The 14351-nt window shown below is 71.5% G+C and carries 17 protein-coding genes; 14 read left to right on the forward strand and 3 right to left on the reverse strand.

Annotated elements, in window-relative coordinates; genetic code table 11:
• The first annotated feature begins 43 nt into the window (after positions 1-43).
• The 9 genes from alaS to aroQ are packed head-to-tail and all read left to right on the forward strand — an operon-like array spanning position 44 to position 8967.
• The gene (gene alaS, locus AC5Y2S_RS08005; RefSeq protein WP_499955239.1) at positions 44-2755 is read left to right on the forward strand and encodes an alanine--tRNA ligase; all 2712 of its coding nucleotides are present in this window, start codon (positions 44-46) and stop codon (positions 2753-2755) included.
• Entirely contained in the window at positions 2756-3259 is a 504-nt protein-coding gene (ruvX, locus tag AC5Y2S_RS08010) for a Holliday junction resolvase RuvX (protein WP_499902232.1), read from the forward strand. It abuts the gene before it with no gap.
• Positions 3252-4499: an endolytic transglycosylase MltG gene (gene mltG, locus AC5Y2S_RS08015; protein WP_499955241.1), complete on the forward strand. Its 1248-nt coding sequence runs from the start codon at positions 3252-3254 to the stop codon at positions 4497-4499. Before ruvX ends, mltG begins: the two co-directional genes overlap by 8 nt.
• Positions 4474-5283 (forward strand): shikimate dehydrogenase, encoded by an 810-nt coding sequence (locus tag AC5Y2S_RS08020; RefSeq protein WP_499955243.1) that lies wholly within the window; start codon positions 4474-4476, stop codon positions 5281-5283. Before mltG ends, AC5Y2S_RS08020 begins: the two co-directional genes overlap by 26 nt.
• Before the next feature lie 10 nt (positions 5284-5293).
• Positions 5294-5713, forward strand: a complete 420-nt coding sequence (locus tag AC5Y2S_RS08025) for a prepilin peptidase (RefSeq protein WP_499955245.1) — start codon at positions 5294-5296, stop codon at positions 5711-5713.
• Positions 5714-5733: 20 nt separating this feature from the next.
• Positions 5734-6939 carry a chorismate synthase gene (gene aroC, locus AC5Y2S_RS08030; RefSeq protein WP_499955247.1) on the forward strand — a complete coding sequence of 402 codons (1206 nt, stop codon included), beginning with the start codon at positions 5734-5736 and terminating at the stop codon, positions 6937-6939.
• Complete coding sequence (locus tag AC5Y2S_RS08035) at positions 6939-7463, forward strand: shikimate kinase (protein WP_499955249.1); 525 nt, start codon at positions 6939-6941, stop codon at positions 7461-7463. Before aroC ends, AC5Y2S_RS08035 begins: the two co-directional genes overlap by 1 nt.
• Positions 7460-8542 carry a 3-dehydroquinate synthase gene (gene aroB, locus AC5Y2S_RS08040; RefSeq protein ID WP_499955251.1) on the forward strand — a complete coding sequence of 361 codons (1083 nt, stop codon included), beginning with the start codon at positions 7460-7462 and terminating at the stop codon, positions 8540-8542. Before AC5Y2S_RS08035 ends, aroB begins: the two co-directional genes overlap by 4 nt.
• Positions 8539-8967, forward strand: coding sequence for a type II 3-dehydroquinate dehydratase (aroQ, locus tag AC5Y2S_RS08045; RefSeq protein WP_499955253.1), 429 nt, complete (start codon positions 8539-8541; stop codon positions 8965-8967). The genes aroB and aroQ overlap by 4 nt, the downstream gene beginning before the upstream one ends.
• On the opposite strand, the gene AC5Y2S_RS08050 is transcribed toward aroQ, so the two are convergent.
• Positions 8964-9650 (reverse strand): B-4DMT family transporter, encoded by a 687-nt coding sequence (locus AC5Y2S_RS08050; protein ID WP_499902225.1) that lies wholly within the window; start codon positions 9648-9650, stop codon positions 8964-8966. The two genes, aroQ and AC5Y2S_RS08050, sit on opposite strands and share 4 nt — an antisense overlap.
• Positions 9651-9683: 33 nt before the next feature.
• Between AC5Y2S_RS08050 and AC5Y2S_RS08055 the strand changes: the two genes are divergently transcribed.
• Positions 9684-10793 (forward strand): M24 family metallopeptidase, encoded by a 1110-nt coding sequence (locus AC5Y2S_RS08055; RefSeq protein WP_499955255.1) that lies wholly within the window; start codon positions 9684-9686, stop codon positions 10791-10793.
• Here AC5Y2S_RS08055 and AC5Y2S_RS08060 read toward each other — a convergent pair.
• Entirely contained in the window at positions 10790-12019 is a 1230-nt protein-coding gene (locus tag AC5Y2S_RS08060) for a PE family protein (protein WP_499955257.1), read from the reverse strand. The two genes, AC5Y2S_RS08055 and AC5Y2S_RS08060, sit on opposite strands and share 4 nt — an antisense overlap.
• Positions 12020-12081: 62 nt before the next feature.
• A complete protein-coding gene (locus tag AC5Y2S_RS08065) occupies positions 12082-12345 on the reverse strand; it encodes a hypothetical protein (protein WP_499955707.1) in 264 nt (87 codons plus the stop codon).
• Between AC5Y2S_RS08065 and AC5Y2S_RS08070 the strand changes: the two genes are divergently transcribed.
• From AC5Y2S_RS08070 to AC5Y2S_RS08085, 4 genes are all read left to right on the forward strand, one after another.
• Positions 12245-12718 carry a PE family protein gene (locus tag AC5Y2S_RS08070; RefSeq protein ID WP_499955689.1) on the forward strand — a complete coding sequence of 158 codons (474 nt, stop codon included), beginning with the start codon at positions 12245-12247 and terminating at the stop codon, positions 12716-12718. The two genes, AC5Y2S_RS08065 and AC5Y2S_RS08070, sit on opposite strands and share 101 nt — an antisense overlap.
• A gap of 124 nt (positions 12719-12842) precedes the next feature.
• A complete protein-coding gene (efp, locus tag AC5Y2S_RS08075; protein ID WP_066929672.1) occupies positions 12843-13406 on the forward strand; it encodes an elongation factor P in 564 nt (187 codons plus the stop codon).
• 9 nt (positions 13407-13415) lie between these two features.
• Positions 13416-13874, forward strand: a complete 459-nt coding sequence (gene nusB / locus AC5Y2S_RS08080; RefSeq protein WP_499955259.1) for a transcription antitermination factor NusB — start codon at positions 13416-13418, stop codon at positions 13872-13874.
• Positions 13871-14269 carry an antitermination protein NusB gene (locus AC5Y2S_RS08085; protein ID WP_499955261.1) on the forward strand — a complete coding sequence of 133 codons (399 nt, stop codon included), beginning with the start codon at positions 13871-13873 and terminating at the stop codon, positions 14267-14269. Before nusB ends, AC5Y2S_RS08085 begins: the two co-directional genes overlap by 4 nt.
• Positions 14270-14351: the final 82 nt, after the last annotated feature.

The raw sequence follows: 14351 nt of genomic DNA on the forward strand, positions 1-14351 counted from the left end.
CGATCGAAGCAAAGCAACGCGACAAGGAAGAAGCGGACCAAAAGTGCAGACACACGAGATCAGGAAGCGATTCCTCGATCACTTCGTGAAGGCGGGCCACACCGAGGTGCCCAGCGCATCGGTGATCCTCGACGACCCCAACCTGCTGTTCGTCAACGCCGGGATGGTCCAGTTCGTGCCGTTCTTCCTGGGCGCGCGCACGCCGCCGTACGCGACGGCCACCAGCATCCAAAAGTGCATCCGCACGCCCGATATCGACGAGGTGGGCATCACCACCCGGCACAACACCTTCTTCCAGATGGCCGGCAACTTCTCCTTCGGCGACTACTTCAAGCGCGGGGCGATCGAGCTGGCCTGGTCGCTGCTGACCAATCCGGTCGCCGACGGCGGCTACGGCCTGGACCCCGAAAGGCTCTGGGCCACGGTGTTTCACGACGACGACGAGGCCGTCGAGCTCTGGCAGGAGATCGCCGGCCTGCCGACCGAACGGATCCAGCGCCGGGGCATGGCCGACAACTACTGGTCGATGGGCATTCCCGGACCGTGCGGGCCGTCGTCGGAGATCTACTACGACCGCGGGCCCGAGTTCGGCCCCGAGGGCGGTCCCGTCGCCAACGAGGACCGCTACCTCGAGGTCTGGAACCTGGTCTTCATGCAGAACGAGCGCGGCGAGGGCAGCACCAAGGAGGACTACGCCATCCTCGGGCCGTTGCCGCGCAAGAACATCGACACCGGCATGGGCGTCGAGCGGATCGCGCTGGTCCTGCAGGGTGTGCACAACGTCTACGAAACCGACCTGCTGCGGCCGATCATCGACGTGGTGGCGGCGCGCGCCCCGCGCGGTTACGACCTGGGCAACCACGACGACGACGTGCGTTACCGCGTCATCGCCGACCACAGCCGCACGGCGGCGATCCTGATCGGCGACGGCGTCAGCCCGGGCAACGACGGGCGCGGCTACGTGCTGCGCCGGCTGCTGCGCCGGGTGATCCGGTCGGCCAAGCTGCTGGGCATCGAGGACCCGATCGTCGGCGACCTGATGGCCACCGTGCGCGACTCGATGGGCCCGTCGTATCCCGAACTCGTCACCGACTTCGACCGGATCCGGCGCATCGCCGTGGCCGAGGAGACGGCCTTCAACCGGACGCTGTCGTCGGGTTCGAGGTTGTTCGACGAGGTGGTCAGCGCGACGAAATCATCGGGCGCCAAACAGGTCTCGGGCTCCGATGCGTTCACCCTGCACGACACCTACGGCTTCCCGATCGAGCTCACGCTGGAGATGGCGTCCGAGGCCGGTTTGAAGGTCGACCAGGCGGGCTTTCACGAGCTGATGCTGCAGCAGCGCCAGCGTGCCAAGGCCGACGCCGCCGCCCGCAAGCACGCGCACGCCGACCTGAGCGCCTACCGCGAGCTCGTCGACGCCGGGCCCACCGAGTTCACCGGCTTCGACGAGTTGACCTCCGAGGCAAGGATTTTGGGCATCTTTGTGGACGGCAAGCGGGTGCCGGTCGTCGCGCACGGAGCCGACGGGGCCGAGCGCGTCGAGCTGGTGCTGGACCGCACCCCGCTGTACGCGGAGTCGGGCGGGCAGATCGCCGACGAGGGCAGCATCAGCGGAACCGGCGCGGGCGGGAGCGCCCGCGCGGCCGTCACCGACGTGCAGAAGATCGCCAAAACCCTTTGGGTGCACCGGGTCAACGTCGAGTCCGGGGAGTTCGTGGAGGGTGACACCGTCGTCGCCGCCGTGGATCCGGATTGGCGCCGCGGCGCCACCCAGGGACACTCGGGCACCCACATGGTGCACGCCGCGCTGCGACAGGTGCTGGGGCCCAACGCCGTTCAGGCGGGATCGCTGAACCGGCCGGGCTACCTGCGTTTCGACTTCAACTGGCAGGGGCCGCTGAGCGAGGACCAGCGCACCCAGATCGAAGAGGTCACCAACCAGGCCGTGCAGGCCGACTTCGAGGTGCACACCTTCACCGAGAGGCTGGAGAAGGCCAAGGCGATGGGGGCGATGGCGCTCTTCGGCGAGGCCTACCCCGACGAGGTGCGGGTGGTGGAGATCGGCGGGCCGTTCTCCCTGGAGCTGTGCGGCGGGACGCACGTGCACAACTCGGCGCAGATCGGTCCGGTGACCCTCCTGGGCGAGTCGTCGATCGGCTCCGGGGTCCGCCGCGTGGAGGCCTACGTCGGGCTGGAGTCCTTCCGCCACCTGGCCAAGGAGCGCGCGCTGATGGCCGGGCTGGCGTCGTCGCTGAAGGTGCCGTCCGAGGAGGTGCCGGCCCGGGTCGCCAACCTGGTGGAGCGCCTCAAGGCGGCCGAGAAGGAATTGGAGCGCGCCCGGCTCGCGGGCGCGCGGGCCGCCGCGACCAACGCCGCGGCCGGCGCCGAGCGCATCGGTAACGTGCGTGTGGTGGCGCAGCGGATGTCGAGTGGGATGACGGCGGCCGACCTGCGCTCCCTGGTCGGCGACATCCGGGGCAAGCTGGGCAGCGATCCGGCGGTGGTGGCGCTGATCGCAGAGAATTCAGCGGGCGACGCACCAGTCGTGCCGTATGCGATCGCCGCCAACGCCGCCGCCCAAAATCTCGGCATCCGCGCCAACGAACTGATCAAGCCGCTCGCCGGGGCCGTCGACGGCCGCGGCGGCGGCAAGGCCGACCTGGCGCAGGGCTCCGGAAAGGACCCGACCGGCATCGACGCGGCGCTTGAGGCGGTTCGCGCCCAGATCGCAGCGATCGCGCGGGTCGGTTGAGTGGTCTTGACACAGCACCGCCTCCCCGACCGGCCCGGCGACCCCGATCAGGACCCAGGGCGAGGTCGCAGGCTCGGCATCGACGTGGGCAGCGTGCGGATCGGCGTGGCCGCCAGCGACCCGGACGGCATCCTGGCCACCCCGGTGGAGACGGTGCGCCGCGACCGTTCCGGCAAGCACGTGCGCCGGCTGGCCGAGCTGGCCGCCGAGCTGGAGGCCGTCGAGGTGATCGTCGGGTTGCCGCGCACGCTGGCCGACCGCACCGGTCCGTCGGCGGTGGACGCGATCGAGCTGGCCGAGACGCTGGCCCGGCGGATCGACCCCACGCCGGTGCGGCTGGCCGACGAGCGGCTGACCACCGTCAGCGCCCAGCGGTCGCTGCGCGCCGCGGGGGTGCGGGCCCGGCAGCAGCGCGCGGTGATCGACCAGGCCGCGGCGGTGGCGATCCTGCAGAGCTGGCTCGACCAGCGCCGCGCGGCCAGCGGAGGGGTCGGCGATGGTTGACAGCGCCCGCGGCCAGCGCGCCGAGCCGGAAGCGGTCGGGCCGCCGCGGCGCCGAATGAGCCGGGTCGCCCGCAACCGGGCCGCACAGCGCAAGCGGCGCAAGCGCTTCGTTGGCCGGATCGCCCTCGCGACGCTGGTTGTCGTCGCGGTCGTGGTCGTCTTCGTCGGCACCCGGCTGTGGAACACGGTGGTCGGCTCCGGCGACGACTTCAGCGGAGACGGCAAGCGCGACATCGTGATTCACGTGCAGGACGGTGACTCGACGACCATGGTCGGCGAGACGCTGCACAGCCAGGGCGTGGTCGCCACCGTCCGCGCGTTCGTCAACGCCGCGCACGGCAACGCCGCGATCAACTCGATCCAGCCCGGCTACTACCGGATGCGCACCGAAATCCCGGCGGCCAATGCCGTCGCGCGGCTGGCCGACCCGAACAACCGGGTGGGGCGGCTGGTCATCCCGGAGGGCCGCCAGCTCGACGACACCACCGACATGAAGACCAACAAGGTGAATCCCGGCATCTTTTCGTTGATCTCCCGCGCCACCTGCGTGGACCTCGACGGCGACAAGCGCTGCGTCTCGGTGGACGACCTGCGCGCCGCGGCGTCCAACAGCGCGCCCACGACGCTGGCGGTGCCGCCGTGGGCCGTCGAGCCGGTCACCGAGCTCGGCAAGGACCATCGCCGCATCGAGGGCCTGATCGCGCCGGGCACCTTCAACGTCGACCCCGCGTCGTCGGCGGAAAGCATCCTGACCAGCCTGATCAGCGCGAGCGCCGTGGAATACATGAAGTCGGGCCTGCAGGATTCCGCGCAGGCGAGGGGGCTGTCGCCCTACGACATCCTGGTGGTCGCGTCGCTGGTGCAGCAGGAGTCCAACACCCAGGACTTCCCGAAGGTGGCGCAGGTGATCTACAACCGCCTGCACGCCCACCACACGCTGGAATTCGACTCGACCGTGAACTATCCGCTGGACCGCCGCGAGGTCGCCACCAGCGATGCAGACCGCGCCCAGAAGACGCCGTGGAACACCTACGTGTCCCAGGGTCTGCCCGCCACGGCGATCTGCTCGCCCGGCGTCGACGCGCTGCGCGCGGCCGAGCATCCGGAGCCGGGTGACTGGCTGTACTTCGTCACCATCGATGCCCAGGGCACGACGCTGTTCACCCAGGATTACAAGCAGCATTTGGCCAACATCGAACTGGCTAAGCACAACGGTGTCCTCGACAGCACGCCGCGCTAGGAAGGCGGCCGTCCTCGGCTCGCCGATCGCGCATTCGCGCTCCCCGCAACTGCACCTGGCCGCGTACCGGGCGCTGGGGCTGGACGACTGGACCTACGAGCGCATCGAATGCGGCGCCGAGGAGCTGCCCGGCGTGGTCGGCGGTTTCGGGCCGGAATGGGTCGGGGTGTCGGTGACCATGCCGGGCAAATTCGCGGCGCTGCGTTTCGCCGACGAGCGCACCGAGCGCGCGGCCCTGGTCGGCGCGGCCAACACGCTGGTGCGCACGCCGGCGGGGTGGCGGGCCGACAACACCGACGTCGACGGGGTCTCCGGTGCCGTCGGATCGGCCTCTGGATGGGCGCTGATCTGTGGATCGGGGGGCACCGCGCCGGCGGCCGTCGTGGGCCTGGCCGAGCTCGGCGTCGCCGGGGTCACGGTGGTGGCGCGGGATCCGGACAAGGCGGCCTGGCTGGTGGATCTCGGCGTCCGCGTCGGCGTCGAGACGCGGTTCTGCGGCCTGGACAGCGCCCAGTTGCCCGACGAGGTGGCGGGCGCGGAGGTGCTGGTCAGCACCATCCCCGCGGAGGTGGCCGCGCGGTACGCCGGCGCGTTCGCCGCGATCCCGGTGCTGCTGGACGCCGTCTACGACCCGTGGCCCACGCCGCTGGCCGCCGCGGTGGCCGCGGCGGGCGGCCGGGTGATCGACGGCCTGCAGATGCTGCTGCACCAGGCGTTTTCCCAGGTGGAACAGTTCACCGGGCTGCCCGCGCCGCGAGCGGCGATGGAGGCGGCGCTGCGCTAGCGTGCCGAACGTGGCGGCCGGGGTGGTGTTGCTGTGGATGGGCGCGCTGAGCGTCTTCGACATCCGGCGGCGCCGGCTGCCCAACCTGCTGACGCTGCCCGGGGCTGTTGGCATCCTGCTGGCCGCCGCCCTGACCGGGCGCGGGCTGCCCGCGCTGGCCGGCGCGGCGGCGCTGACCGGCACGTACCTGCTGGTGCACCTCGTCGCGCCCGCGGCGATGGGGGCCGGTGACGTCAAGCTGGCGGCCGGGCTGGGCGGCCTGGCCGGCTGTTTCGGGCCCGACGTGTGGTTCCTCGCGGCGCTGGCGGCGCCGCTGCTGACGGCGCTGGCCGGCGGGGTTGCGTGGTGGCGCGGCGTGCGGACCGTGCCGCATGGCCCGTCGATGTGCCTGGCCACCGCGGGTGCGGCGGGGTTGGCCTTGCTCGGTTGAGCCCATGGGAGAATGGCCGGGTGTTGCGCTGGATCACCGCCGGAGAATCCCATGGCCGCGCGCTGGTTGCCGTGGTGGAAGGCATGGTCGCCGGCGTCGACGTCACGTCCACCGAAATCGCCGATCAGCTGGCGCGCCGCCGCCTGGGCTACGGTCGCGGCGCGCGGATGAAGTTCGAGCGCGACGCGGTGACCATCCTGTCCGGGATCCGCCACGGCGTCACCCTGGGCGGGCCGATCGCGATCGAGATCGGCAACACCGAGTGGCCGAAGTGGGAAACCGTGATGGCCACCGACCCGGTGGACCCGGCCGAACTGACGAACAGCGCCCGCAACGAACCGCTGACCCGGCCGCGGCCCGGCCACGCCGACTACGCGGGCATGCTCAAGTACGGCTTCGACGACGCCCGGCCGGTGCTGGAGCGGGCCAGCGCCCGCGAGACCGCGGCCCGCGTCGCGGCCGGAACCGTGGCCCGCTCGTTCCTGCGTCAGGCGCTCGGCGTCGAGGTGCTCTCGCATGTCATCGCGATCGGCCCGTCCAAGCCCTACGACGGTCCGCCGCCACGCCCGGAGGACCTGGCCGCGATCGACGACAGCCCGGTCCGCGCGTTCGACAAGGCGGCCGAGGAAGCCATGATCGCCGAGATCGAGGCCGCCAAGAAGGACGGCGACACCCTCGGCGGCGTCGTCGAAGTGGTGGCGCTGGGCCTGCCGGTCGGGCTGGGCTCGTTCACCAGCGGCGACAACCGGCTGGACAGCCAGCTCGCCGCCGCCGTGATGGGCATCCAGGCGATCAAGGGCGTCGAAATCGGCGACGGCTTCGAGACCGCCCGTCGCCGCGGCAGCCGCGCCCACGACGAGATGTACCCCGGGCCCGACGGCGTCGTCCGCTCGACCAACCGCGCCGGCGGGCTGGAAGGCGGCATGACCAACGGCCAGCCGCTGCGGGTGCGCGCCGCGATGAAGCCCATCTCCACCGTCCCGCGGGCCCTGGCCACCGTCGACATGGCGACCGGCGACGAGGCCGTCGCGATCCATCAGCGCTCGGACGTGTGCGCGGTGCCGGCCGCCGGCGTCGTGGTCGAGACCATGGTCGCGCTGGTGCTGGCCCGCGCGGCGCTGGAAAAGTTCGGCGGCGACTCGCTGACCGAAACCCGCCGCAACGTCGAGTCCTACCAGCGCGCGGTCGCCGACCGGGAATCGCCCGCCGCGCGCGGTACCGCGTGATGGCCCCCAAGGCGGTGCTCGTGGGGCTGCCGGGCTCCGGCAAGTCCACCATCGGGCGGCGGCTGGCCAAGGCGCTCGGGGTTGGCCTGCTCGACACCGACGCGGCGATCGAGCAGCAGACCGGACGCAGCATCGCCGACATCTTCGCCACCGACGGCGAACAGGAGTTCCGCCGCATCGAGGAACAGGTCGTGCGCGCGGCGCTGGCCGACCACGACGGCGTCCTCTCGCTCGGCGGCGGAGCCGTCACCAGCCCCGGCGTGTGCGAGGCGCTCACCGGCCACACGGTCATCTACCTGGAGATCGGCGCGCGCGAGGGGGTGCGGCGCACCGGCGGGACCGCCGTGCGCCCGCTGCTGGCCGGGCCGGACCGCGCCGAGAAATACCGCGAGCTGATGGCCAAACGCGTCCCGCTGTACCGGCGCGTCGCGACCATCCAGGTCGACACCAACCGCCGCAATCCCGGCGCGGTGGTCCGCAACATCCTCAGCCGGTTGGAGACAACGAGCGGGGCCACCACATGACCGCCGCCCCGGTGACCGTGCACGTGGCCGTCGACGAACCGTATCCGGTGGTGATCGGCACCGGCCTGCTCGACCAGCTGGAGAACCTGCTGTCCGGGCGGCACCGCGTCGCCGTCCTGCATCAGCCGGTCCTAGCCGACACCGCGGAGGAGATCCGAAGCCGCCTGGCCGACAAGGGGATTGACGCACACCGCATCGAAATCCCGGACGCCGAGGCGGGCAAGGACCTGCCCGTCGTCGGATTCATCTGGGAAGTGTTGGGCCGCATCGGGATCGGCCGCAAGGACGCCCTGGTCAGCCTCGGCGGCGGCGCCGCCACCGACGTCGCCGGTTTCGCGGCCGCGACCTGGCTGCGCGGCGTCGACATCGTGCACGTCCCCACCACGTTGCTGGGCATGGTCGACGCGGCCGTCGGCGGCAAGACCGGCATCAACACCGACGCCGGCAAGAACCTGGTCGGCGCGTTCCATCAGCCACTGGCCGTCCTCGCGGACCTGGAGACGCTGAAGACGTTGCCGCGCAACGAACTCGTCGCCGGGATGGCCGAGGTGGTGAAGGCGGGGTTCATCGCCGACCCGGTGATCCTGGACCTCATCGAGGCCGACCCGCAGTCCGCGCTGGATCCCGCGGGCGACGTGCTGCCGGAGCTGATCCGGCGCGCGATCGCCGTCAAGGCGGAGGTCGTCGCCGCCGACGAGAAGGAGTCGGAGCTGCGCGAAATCCTCAACTACGGACACACTTTGGCGCACGCGATCGAGCGCCGGGAGCGCTACCGGTGGCGCCACGGCGCCGCGGTGTCAGTGGGCCTGGTGTTCGCCGCGGAGCTGGCCCGGCTCGCCGGCCGGCTGGACGACGACACCGCGGCGCGCCACCGCAGCATCCTGACCTCGCTCGGCCTGCCGGTCACCTACGACCCCGACGCGTTGCCGCAGTTGCTGGAATACATGGCAGGGGACAAGAAAACCCGCGCCGGCGTGCTTCGGTTCGTCGTTCTCGACGGGCTCGGGAAGCCGGGCCGGTTGACGGGACCCGACCCGTCGCTGCTGGCGGCGGCCTACTCCGGTTTGGGGGCGTCATGACGGTGAATGTCATCAACGGCCCGAACCTGGGCCGGCTGGGCCGCCGCGACCCCGACGTGTACGGCGACACCACGCACGAGCAACTGACGGCGCTGATCGAACGCGAAGCCGCCGCTCTTGGGCTCAAAGTCGTTGTGCGGCAAAGTGATAACGAAGCGCAGCTGCTGAACTGGATCCACCTGGCGGCCGATGCCGGCGAACCGGTGATCCTCAACGCCGGCGGCCTGACCCACACGTCGGTGGCGCTGCGCGACGCGTGCGCCGAACTGAGTGCGCCGCTAATCGAGGTGCACATCTCCAATGTGCATGCCCGCGAGGAGTTTCGGCGGCACTCCTACATCAGCCCGGTCGCGACCGGGGTGATCGTCGGGCTTGGCGTCCAGGGCTACGTGCTCGCCCTGCGCTACCTGGCCGACGCGGGTTAACCCTTTTCCGGCTCGGAGCCCGGCTTGGTGTGCCTCGCGTCGTCGGTGCGGATGACCTCCGTCTTGGCGTCGTCTTGGCCCGTCGGGATGACTTCCGTGGGCGCGTCGCGCTCGGCGGTCGCGACCGAACCGGTGCGTTCCTCGGCCTGCACACCCGGGGCCGTCTGCGCCGGTATCTCGCCGGTCGGCGCCTCGTCGCCGCGGACGGCCGAGAAGACGTCAGTGTCGGCCCGCTCGTCGCCCGGCTCGTGCGGGCGGGGCGGCGGGTTGCGGTCGATGCGCCAGCGGCCCACGGCCACACCGATGATCCCCGGCAGGAAGACGAGCAGCGCGGTGAACGCCGCGAACGTCGTCACCTCGTTGATCAGGCCCCCGGTATACAGCCCCGTGTAGGCCAGCGCGATGAGCCAGGCGACGGCGCCGCTGAGGATGCCGGCCAGCAGGCCGGCCAGCAGCCACGTCATGGCCAGGTCCTGGCGGCGGTCCGGATCGGGCTGCGCCGTGGCGTCCGCCCGACCGTCGAGCACCCCCCACACGACGACGCCGATCACGAACAGGAGCAGCAGCACGATGCTGATCAACCCGGCCTGTGTTTGCCACGCGTTGATCAACGCACCTTGTATCAAACGGACGACGACCATCGCGGCGGCGAACACCAATCCGCGCAGGATCCAGTTCCTCATGAAGGGAAAGCCTAGCGAGTACCGTCAAGGGTCGTGACACATTCCCAGCGCCGAGACAAGCTGAAAGCGCAGATCGGGGCCAGCGGGCTGGACGCGATGCTGGTCACGGACCTGGTCAACGTGCGGTATCTGTCCGGTTTCTCCGGATCGAACGGCGCGTTGCTGGTGTTTGCCGACGACCGCGACCCCGTACTGGCCACCGACGGCCGGTACCGCACCCAGGCCGCCGCGCAGGCGCCCGACCTCGAGGTCGCCATCGAGCGGGCGGTCGGGCGTTACCTGGCGGGCCGGGCCGCCGACGCCGCCGTCGGCAAGCTGGGCTTCGAGAGCAACGTGGTCACCGTCGACGGCTTCGACGCGCTAACCGGCGAGATCGAGGAGCGAAAGGCGTCCACCGAGTTGGTGCGGGCCGCCGGGACCGTCGAGGCATTGCGCGAGGTCAAGGACGCCGGCGAGGTCGCGCTGCTGCGCCTGGCCTGCGAGGCGGCCGACGCCGCGCTGGCCGATCTGGTGGCGCGCGGCGGCCTGCGGCCCGGGCGGACCGAACGCGATGTGAGCCGCGAACTGGAATCGCTGATGCTCGACCACGGCGCGGACGCGATCTCGTTCGAGACGATCGTGGCCGCCGGGCCGAATTCGGCGATCCCGCACCACCGCCCGACCGACGCGGTGCTGGCCGAGGGCGACTACGTCAAGATCGACTTCGGTGCGCTGGTCGCGGGCTACCACTCCGACATGACCCGCACCTTCGTGCTGGGCAAGGCCGCCGACTGGCAGCTGGAGATCTACCGGCTGGTCGCCGAGGCCCAGCGCGCCGGCCGGGAGGCCCTGAAGCCGGGCGCCAACCTGCGCGAGGTGGACGGCGCCGCGCGCCAGCTGATCGCCGACGCCGGCTACGGCGAGCAGTTCGGCCACGGCCTGGGGCACGGCGTGGGCCTGCAGATCCACGAAGCGCCCGGGATCGGGGCCACGTCCACCGGCACGCTGCTGGCGGGTTCGGTGGTCACCGTGGAACCCGGCGTCTACCTGCCCGGCCGCGGCGGGGTGCGCATCGAGGACACGCTCGTTGTGCCGGACGGCGCCGACGGGCACGGCCCCGAGCTGCTGACGCGGTTCCCCAAGGAACTTGCCGTTCTGACCTAGCTGGTGCCGTTGGCCCCGTGGGCGCCGTTCAACAGCCCACCAGCACCTCCGGGGCCACCGTGGCCGTTGGTGAAGCCGGTCCCGCCGTTGCCGCCGTTGCCGCCGCTGCCGACCAGCTTGGCGTTGCCGCCGGCGCCGCCGGCGCCGCCACCGCCGTCGCTGTTGCCGCCGTTGCCGCCGCCACCGCCGGAGCCGAAGAGGGCGGCGTCGCCGCCGTTGCCACCGTGGCCGCCGTTGAGGGCGACGCCGCCCTGGCCGCCGACTCCGCCGTCGCCGAACAGCGCCCCGGCGGCGCCGCCGTTGCCGCCGGCGCCGCCGTGCGGGCTGCCCTGGTCGCCGGCGCCACCGCCGGCTCCGCCCGCGCCGCCGTTACCGGCGACCAGGCCGCCGTGCCCGCCGCCGCCTCCGGCGCCGCCGTTGCCCAGGGCGCTGTCGCCGCCGATGCCGCCCCCGCCGCCGTCGCCGTAGATCAAGCCGCCGTTGCCGCCCGCGCCGCCGGCGCCCCCGTCGCCGTGGGAGCCGCCGCCGCCGGCGCCGCCGAGGCCGCCGCTGCCGAATAGGCCCGCCGACCCGCCGGCCCCGCCGACGCCGCCGCTGCCGACCGAACCGCCGGCCGCGCCGCCGTTGCCGCCGCCGCCGTAGATGAGGCCGCCCGCCCCGCCGCTCCCGCCGTTTCCGGCCTCACCGCCGGACCCGCCGGCGCCGCCGTGACCGAACAGCCCGGCGGCCCCACCGGCTCCGCCGGCCACCCCGCCGGCGGTGCTGTTGCCGCCGGCGCCGCCGTTGCCCCACAGGAGCCCGCCGGCCTGGCCGGGCGTGCCGACGCCCTGGGCGTTGGTCACCCCGTTGGCGCCGTTGCCGATCAGCGGGCGTCCCAGCAGGATCTCGGTGGGCTCGTTGATGACGCCGAGCACCTCTTGCTCGAGGGTCTGCAGCGGGTTGGCGTTGGCGGCCTCGGCGGCGGCGTATTGTGCCACCCCGGCGTTCATCAGCCCGACGAATTGCTGGTGGAACTGTGCGGCCTGGGCGCTGAGCGCCTGGTAGGCCTGCCCGTGTGCCCCGAATAGCGAGGCGATGGCCGCCGACACCTCATCGCCGGCGGCCGCCAGCACGTTCGACGTCGGGACCGCGGCCGCGGCGTGGGCGGCATCGATCGCCGAGCCGATGTTTGCCAGATCCGATGCGGCCGACGACATGAACTCCGGCGCCGCAATGACAAACGACATGCCTACCTCCCAGTTGCCCCAAACCCGTTGGCGGCGACGCTAGCGATCGGGGGACTGGGCGTTCAATTAGGGATTTCCCTACAAAGTTGGCCGGACGCGACGCCCAAAGTTGGCCATTTGTTAAGTTTTCGCGCGCGCACCGGCAGGCTAGGCTGACCGGATGCGAGAGCCGACATGTCGTATTTGACCGCGACGCCGGAGGTAATCGCCTCCGCCGCAACGGATTTGGCAGGCATCGGTTCGAATCTCAGTGCCGCGCACGCCGCGGCGGCCGTCCCTACCCTCGCGGTGTCGCCCGCGGCCGCCGACGAGGTGTCGGTGACCATCGCGAACTTCTTCTCCAGGCACGCCGAGCACTACCAGGCGCAGGCCGGTCAGGCGGCGGCGGCGCAGGAGCAGTTCGTCCAGCAGTTGGCCAAGGGCGCGGGATCGTATGCGGCCGCCGAGGCCGCCAACGCCGCATTGCTACCGCCCGCGGCCGCGCCCGCGGAATCGATTACCGGCGCCATCTCCGCCCTATGGGGCGACGTGCAGAATTTCTTTAACGGCGCCCTCACCACATTCGAGCAGATGCTCAATCAATTGGCGGGATTTCTGCTTCCGCTGATTCGCCAAGCCATCGCCTTTTCGACCGCATTCTTCTTTGTTTTCGTGCTGCCGACGATCGACATCGCGCTGAATATCCTGGTCGCCCTCTAGGAGCCGGGGTGCGCGCGATCACTGGCGCACGGTGCGGGCCGGGGCCGCGGCGCGGGTAATCTGCATGGGGCGAACCGACAGCGAAGTTCGCCGTGAACTGCCATCCCTGAGGAGATACACCGCCGTGGCATCGACTGCCGACTTCAAGAACGGACTGGTGCTGGAGATCGACGGCCAGCTATGGCAGATCGTCGAGTTCCAGCACGTCAAACCCGGCAAGGGGCCGGCCTTCGTGCGCACCAAGCTGAAGAACGTGCTGTCCGGCAAGGTGGTCGACAAGACGTACAACGCCGGCGTCAAGGTGGAAACCGCCACCGTCGACCGGCGCGACACCACCTACCTGTACCGCGACGGTTCGGACTTCGTGTTCATGGACAGCCAGGACTACGAGCAGCACCACCTGCCGGAGTCTCTGGTCGGCGACGCCGCCCGGTTCCTCCTCGAGAGCCTGCCCGTGCAGGTGGCGTTCCACAACGGGGCGCCGCTGTACCTCGAGCTGCCGGTGTCCGTCGAGCTGGAGGTCACTCACACCGAGCCCGGCCTGCAGGGCGACCGGTCCAGCGCGGGCACCAAGCCCGCCACCGTCGAGACCGGCGCGGAGATCCAGGTGCCCCTCTTCATCAACACCGGGGACAAGCTCAAGGTGGACACCCGCGACGGCAGCTACCTGGGCCGCGTCAACGCGTGAGCCGGCCCCATGGCTGTTAGGGGACGCCATCAGGCGCGCAAGCGCGCCGTCGACCTGCTGTTCGAGGCCGAGGCCCGGGGACTGACCCCGGTGGAGGTCGTCGACCTCCGGACCGCGCTGGCCGAGGCGAACCCCGACGTGTCGGCGCTGTACCCCTACACGGCCGCCGCGGCCCGGGGGGTGGGCGAGCACATCGCTCACATCGACGACCTGATCAGCTCGCACCTGCAGGGCTGGTCGCTGGACCGGCTGCCGGCGGTGGACCGGGCCATCCTGCGGGTCGCGGTGTGGGAGCTGCTCTACGCCGACGACGTCCCCGAGCCCGTCGCCGTGGACGAGGCCGTGCAGCTGGCCAAGGAGCTGTCCACCGACGAGTCGCCGGGCTTCGTCAACGGGGTGCTCGGCCAGGTCATGCTGGTGACCCCGCAGATCCGCGCGGCGGCCAAGGCGGTCCGGAAAGAACCATGACCCGGTTGGAGCTGCGGGTGGCCGTCGCCGCTTTCCTGGCCGCGACGGTGGTGCTGGGCGCCGTCGTGTGCGCCGCCTACGGGTGGACCGTCGTCGCCTCCGCGCTGGCGATCTACGCGCTGGGCGTCGGCGCCTGGCTGTATCACTCGATCGAACGCCTGATCGTTGCCCGGCGCATCAGCACGGTCCGGTCGGCGGCCCGGCCGCTGCAGCCGCTGCTGCCGGTGATGGCCGCCATCATGGGCCTGACGCAGGCCGTGGTGCGCTCTCTGACCGACGTCACCGAACTGCCGGCGCGCAGCCGGGAGCTTCCGGTGCTGCGGTGGATGGACAGCCGGGCGAATCGGCGTGTCATCGACGCCGACGCGGACGGCGACGACGTACCCGACCGCTGACCGACTTGAAGTGAAACTATCCCGCCGCGGCTGTGGGCAGGCACAATAGCGGCTACCGATGGAATGCTGCTGGCCATGAGGC

The sequence above is a fragment of the Mycobacterium sp. NGS69 genome (assembly GCF_059812165.1).